Origin of the sequence: Pseudomonas duriflava, from assembly GCF_007830155.1 — a bacterium.
Taxonomy (GTDB): Bacteria; Pseudomonadota; Gammaproteobacteria; order Pseudomonadales; family Pseudomonadaceae; genus Chryseomonas; species Chryseomonas duriflava.
Window position 1 is genome coordinate 1 of sequence record NZ_VLKY01000046.1, and the last position, 5,030, is coordinate 5,030.

General features: G+C 51.9%; 3 protein-coding genes and 3 pseudogenes. 2 read left to right on the forward strand and 4 right to left on the reverse strand.

Annotated features, from left to right (window positions below):
* Positions 1-565: response regulator (locus tag IQ22_RS22820; RefSeq protein ID WP_145146097.1), on the forward strand; the 565-nt coding region annotated here is incomplete at its 5' end.
* Positions 566-1,074: 509 nt separating this feature from the next.
* Here IQ22_RS22820 and IQ22_RS22825 read toward each other — a convergent pair.
* Complete coding sequence (locus IQ22_RS22825) at positions 1,075-1,983, reverse strand: AraC family transcriptional regulator (protein WP_145146098.1); 909 nt, start codon at positions 1,981-1,983, stop codon at positions 1,075-1,077.
* Between the two features lie 262 nt (positions 1,984-2,245).
* Here IQ22_RS22825 and IQ22_RS22830 point away from each other — a divergent pair, with 262 nt between their 5' ends.
* Positions 2,246-3,313, forward strand: a complete 1,068-nt coding sequence (locus IQ22_RS22830; RefSeq protein WP_145146099.1) for an NAD(P)-dependent alcohol dehydrogenase — start codon at positions 2,246-2,248, stop codon at positions 3,311-3,313.
* 64 nt (positions 3,314-3,377) lie between these two features.
* Here the strand turns inward: IQ22_RS22830 and IQ22_RS24255 are convergent.
* From IQ22_RS24255 to IQ22_RS22840, 3 pseudogenes are all read right to left on the reverse strand, one after another.
* Positions 3,378-3,569 (reverse strand): annotated as a pseudogene (locus IQ22_RS24255) (IS3 family transposase); the annotation flags it as partial.
* 9 nt (positions 3,570-3,578) lie between these two features.
* Positions 3,579-4,720 (reverse strand): annotated as a pseudogene (locus IQ22_RS22835) (IS3 family transposase).
* Positions 4,721-4,818: 98 nt separating this feature from the next.
* Positions 4,819-5,013 (reverse strand): annotated as a pseudogene (locus tag IQ22_RS22840) (transposase); the annotation flags it as partial.
* Positions 5,014-5,030: the final 17 nt, after the last annotated feature.

Here is a 5,030-nt window from a genome sequence, read left to right on the forward strand (position 1 = left end):
GCCATTTTTTACGACTAAACCTATCGGGCAGGGAACAGGCCTAGGGCTTTCCATGGTGTATGGCTATGTCAAACAGACGAAGGGGCATATTCGCATCTTGTCCGAACCCGGGCATGGAACAAGCGTTCTCTTGTACCTACCTCGTTTTGAAGGGGCGTATGAAGAGTCCTTAGCTGAGTCTTCTCTACAGATGCCACAAGGCGCTGGCCAGAAAATTCTGGTGATCGAAGATGAAGCTGTAATCCGTACGCTTATAGTTGAAGTATTAACTGAGCTGGGTTATGCCGTACTCGATGCTCAGGATGCTCTATCAGCATTGCCCTTACTAGAAAGCTCGCAACATATCGACCTTCTCATTACAGATATAGCACTACCGGGAATGGATGGACGTCAGCTGGCTCAACTGGCACGTCAATATCGCCCTGGATTACGCGTGCTGTTTGCAACTGGCTATGCTGAGGGCTGTCTGGATGAGTATTCGGGCAATGGCATAGGCATTATCACTAAGCCCTTTTCTATCAATGTATTCGCTCAAAGGGTATGGGACATACTCAGCCATGAATGATCTTTGGCTATTATTTAAGCCATATTAGTGTTTGCTTAGGCTCTTCTCATGGCTAGGATGCTAGACGCAGGCACAGCCCATTCCACTGGGCTGCTTTCAGAAGCGCTTCTTGCTCGCTGGTAAATTCCATAATCACGCCGCCATGGGTACAAATCACCGCGCAGACCTTGCGAATCGCTATCTCTAGGGAAGACGTTACATCAGAGTATTGTAATAGCTGCGACATTATTTCAGAGACGTTTTCCATATCCTTTATTGCATGCCGCTTATAAAGAACTGCATGAGCAAATAATGTGCAAGAATCGGTTAGCTTTCTAGAGGCTACGCTTAGTAAGTTACCTTACAAGGTGCATACAGTACTTACCAACAACGGAATTCAATTTGCCAAGAAGAGTGGTACAGAAAGCTGCCGGGCCTATCCTTTCGATAGGGTCTGTTACCGGCACGGTATTGAGCACAGGCTAACCAATCCCTTCCATCCTGCCCACCAAGCCTTAACCTGAACGGCATTACACCTCAGCGGTGTGATGTTCACTACGTTCGGCTGCGGGACTGCGATTGAAATAACGCTTGTACTCTCTGCTGAACTGGGATGCACTCTGGTAACCAACCTGTAACGCCACCTGTGCAACACTGTGTCGATCAGTGACCAACAGCTGCTGGGCCTTGAGTAGACGTAAGCGCTTTAAATACTGCACTGGCGAGACTAGGGTGCTGCGTTTGAAATGCTCATAAAATGCTGAAGTCCCCATGCTGGCGCAACGGGCCAGTACTTCGACATTCAATGGTTCGTCATAATGCGTATGCAGATACATCAGCGCGGCGGCAATCCGTGCAAACTGACTGCGCTGCTCCACCAAGGCGCGTAGTGCGCCGCCCTGAGGACCTCGCAACGCAGCAAACAGGACTTCACGCAGCCGTGCCCGCCCCAAGATCTGCCGCTCCAACGGATCGTGCAGGCAACTCAAGAGTCTTACCACAGCCTCGCGCATGGTATGGTCGAGCAGGGATGAAGCCATTGATTCTGGCATCTGTGGTCTTACGTCTAGCTCGAAAGAAGCTCCCATTGCCAGTACCAGCTCTCCGAGTAAGGTCCGATCAATACCTATCGATACGCCTAAAAGGGGCGTCTCCGAACTGGCGAAGGTCTCGCATTCAAACGGTACGGGCATTGCCTGAACAAGATAGTGCCCTGCTCCGTATTCCAATCTTCGCTCGCCTAAATAAGCAAGCTTGCTGCCTTGGGCGATGACCATGAGGCTTGGCTCGTAAATCTGCGGAGAGCGGGACACTGCGCATTGGGCCGACACCACGTGAACCTGCTCCATAGCGGTTGGCAACAATCCGTCGCGAGTGGCAAGTGGCTTGAGCAGAGATACTAGGGTGGCGTTGGCATCAACGTGACGGGTCAGTTGCATCGATATTTCATCATCAGGAGGAACAGGCAGTTCAATGTTCGAAAGAATAAGCCAGGAGACAATCTAAAACCATTTAATCTTGGAGGAATAGGCATGAGAGCCGGAGGAATCGTCATGACCGGCTGCGAGTAAACCCTCACAATACCTTTCTCCCTTTTTCATCGCGCCTGCTGCACTTTCTTATATCACTTTGATATCAATGTACTGCTTTATGACTTGGCAGCAGGTTTCTTAATGCACATCTTTAAGTGTGAGGTTTTACATGACCAAAGCATTTGGCTATGCCGCTCTTTCAGCAACCACCCCTCTCGTGCCTCATGCCTTCGAACGTCGTGCGCCACGTGCGGATGATGTGGCCATTGAAATCTTGTATTGCGGCGTTTGCCACTCTGATATCCACCAAGCCCGTAACGAGTGGGGCATTGCTGTTTACCCGCTGATGCCCGGCCATGAGATCGTTGGCCAGGTGACCGCTGTTGGCTCCGATGTCAGTCGTCACAAGATAGGCGATCTGGTTGGTGTAGGCTGCATGGTAGACTCCTGCCGTCATTGCGATGCGTGCCATTCCGACCTTGAACAGTACTGCCTGGAAGGCCCAACCATGACCTATGCTACGCCAGACCGCGTAGATGGCACTATTACCATGGGCGGTTATTCCAACAGTATCGTAGTCAGCGAGCGCTTCGTTGTAAGCGTGCCTGAGAAGCTTGACCCAGCCTCTGCTGCGCCGATTCTTTGCGCAGGTATTACTACTTACTCTCCGCTCAAGCACTACGGTGTGAAAGCAGGCGATAAGGTAGGCGTATTGGGTATGGGTGGCCTGGGCCATATGGGCATCAAGTTTGCCAAGGCCATGGGTGCAGAAGTCACTGTATTTACTCGCTCCTTATCTAAGTTGGAAGAAGCCAAGCGCCAGGGTGCAGATCATGTAATCGTCTCAACCGACGAGGTGCAAATGAAAGCAGCAGCCGGCCGTTTCGACTTTCTACTAGACACCATCCCAGTACAGCACGATCTGAACCCCTATCTGGAAACCTTACGCTTTGATGGCGTGCATATTCTGGTCGGTTTGATCGAACCCATCGAGCCTGCACTACATGCCGGCAACTTGGTCATGAAGCGCCGCGTCATTGCCGGCTCTCTGATCGGCGGCATGGCAGAGACCCAGGAAGTGCTCGATTTCTGTGCCGAGCATGGGATTACCTGCGATATAGAAATGTTGGATATCCAACACATCAACGAGGCCTACGAGCGCATGATCAAAGGCGATGTGAAATACCGCTTCGTTATTGACATGGCAACATTGAGAGCGGCTCAGGCAAAAGACTGACGCCATAGCGGGGCAGCATGCTTGCCGCTCCGCTCTTTGTGTTAGGTCCCGGAAAGAAGGGGTTCTACCCCATTTCTACGGACGGTTTTGAAGGCGGTGAAAACTTCTGATCTTGTCGGATGACTCTACGACGCATTCGTGGGTTATGGAATCGTTCGATTTAGCAAACAGGTCTGCTTGCGCATCATCACATGTCCATAGGACGGGGCCACACGTTCACGCTTGAGTACTTCGAGAAACCTTGGCAGGCCGTGTTATGTAGTGGTCAACTAATCCCGGACACTGTATTAAGTTTTTCGGCCACCGCAGGCGGTAGCCCCTTGTTGAACTGATGCGGACGTTGCCAGTTGTATCGTTGCATCAGATACCGACCGATATCTTGCTGTGCCAGCGCAGCGCTCATGTAAACCCACGCTTGGCACCCATTCCGTTTTCATGCTACGAAACAAGCGTCCCTCGGGGGCGTTGTTATGACAGTTCCCGCGCTGACTCATGCTCTGTTGAAAGCGGTAGCGACACAGACATTGGCGAAAACTGCAGCTGTGCCATACTGGCTATCCTGGTTGCTGTGAAACAACACACCCTCTGGCCGTCCTCGTAGCTCGTAAGCTGCATCCAACGCGTTGATGACCAAATCAGCATTAGGGCTTCGATGAAAACGCCCAACCCACTATACGGCGGGCAAATAGATCAATCACTGCCGCCACATAATGCTAACGACCTTGAGTCCAGACATACGTGATATCCTTGCACCAGACCTGATCCGGTGCTGACAGGGCAAACTCCCGATCTAATACGTTCAGGATATCTGGCCGCTCCATTGTCGCCTTTTTGTAGGCATGTGAGCCGGGCTCCTTGCTGATCAGCTTTCGTACCTTGAATCGTCCAATCTCGATCCCGTCTTCACGCATCATGAACATGATGCTCCGGCTGCCCGTAGCGCTGCGGTTCTAGGTAAACAACTTGCTCATCCTGCCACGCAGAACCAGCCGCTTAGCGTCCGGACATCGCCGCTTGCGGCAGTGCGTATAATAACAAGACCGAGTGACTTCAAATACCGAACACAACAGATCAACAGGCCTCTCAGAGCGAAGTTGATCGACTGACGCGAGCGCTCGTGCTCCTCGGCCATCAAGAGTGAGGTGGCCTTTTTTGAAATCGATTTTTCCCGCTCTAGACGATTGATACGGGCTTCCAACTCCTGAATCTTCTGCTGTCCGGGCGTCAGTGCTTTGCTGGTCCGGTAATACCGTTTCGCTCCTGTTGGACTGGTTTACCATCGGCGCAAGGCCGACTCCACTAATCTAAGTAAACGGGCTGCTTCGATATGGCTGTAGCCTGATCAAGTACCAGGCTCGCTACCTCTCGCTTGAACTCAGGCGTAAACGTACAACGTCGCTTGGTCATCAGACAGCACTCTCACAGCGAGCATTCTCGCCCTAAATGGGTGTCCGGGTTTAGTCGACCACTACACTGGTAGAGCTTGTGTCATAGATAGAAAGAGCTATCAGATGCACACGCAGCATCACCATCAACGGATACGCCGGGCGGCCGCCTACACCCTTGGGGTAATGAGGTTCGATCAGGTTGATCAAGCCCTTCCACGGCACCACCTGATCCATCTCGATCAGGAAAAGCTCCTTACGCGTCTGCTTGCGTTTAACAGCGTACTCGGCCTCGGCGAAGGTCATCTGCTTCATGGGGATCTCGGCGGGTG